1 protein-coding gene is annotated in these 597 nt (G+C 77.6%); it reads left to right on the top strand.

Annotated elements, in window-relative coordinates; all coding sequences use genetic code 11:
* Positions 1 to 180: 180 nt before the first annotated feature.
* A partial coding sequence (locus OZN99_RS33135; RefSeq protein WP_270939407.1) for a hypothetical protein occupies positions 181 to 597 on the top strand: 417 nt, incomplete at its 3' end.

Genomic DNA, 597 nt, shown 5'->3' with positions numbered 1-597 from the left:
TCCGGCTCGGCCCCGGCGCGCCGGCGTTCCGCGTGGGCGAGGCGCTGCCCGACCAGGCGTGGCCGGAGCGCGCGCCGCTGCTCTGCGACCTGCTGGCCGGCGTGCAGCCGCCCGGCGCGGAGGGCTTCACCAGCGCCTGCAAGGCCGGCCTCGCGGCGTTCCGGTGAAGGGAGAGGCGCCATGCGCTACGCAATGGCGATCATCCTCGGCCTCCTGCTCTCCGCGTCCGCCTCGGCCTGCCCGTTGGTGCTGGAGCCGGTGGCGGTGCGGCTCGGCGAGGATCCGGAGGAGGTGTCGGGTGTCCTGCTGCTGCCGCATGGCTGGACGTCCGGCGACGACGCGGCGGTACTGGCCGGCGGCGGCGCCTTCCGGCACGGCTGCGACGACCCGCTCGCCGCGGGGCTGCTCGATGCCGGCATGCTGCTGATCGCGCTCGATCGCCCGGCCGGCGGCGATGTCGCGCCGGAGCGCGCGGCGAGCGCCGTCACCGTGCTCCGCGAGGGCTTCGGCGCGGCGACGGTCGTCGTCTTCTGGCCGGCGCCCGCGCAGTTGGCGGCCTCGGCATGCCGGCCCCTGCTCGACGGCCTCGGCGTGGCG

This window comes from Falsiroseomonas oryzae (assembly GCF_027856955.1).
Classification (GTDB): Bacteria; Pseudomonadota; Alphaproteobacteria; order Acetobacterales; family Acetobacteraceae; genus Falsiroseomonas; species Falsiroseomonas oryzae.
This window is presented reverse-complemented; position numbering and strand designations above follow the sequence as displayed.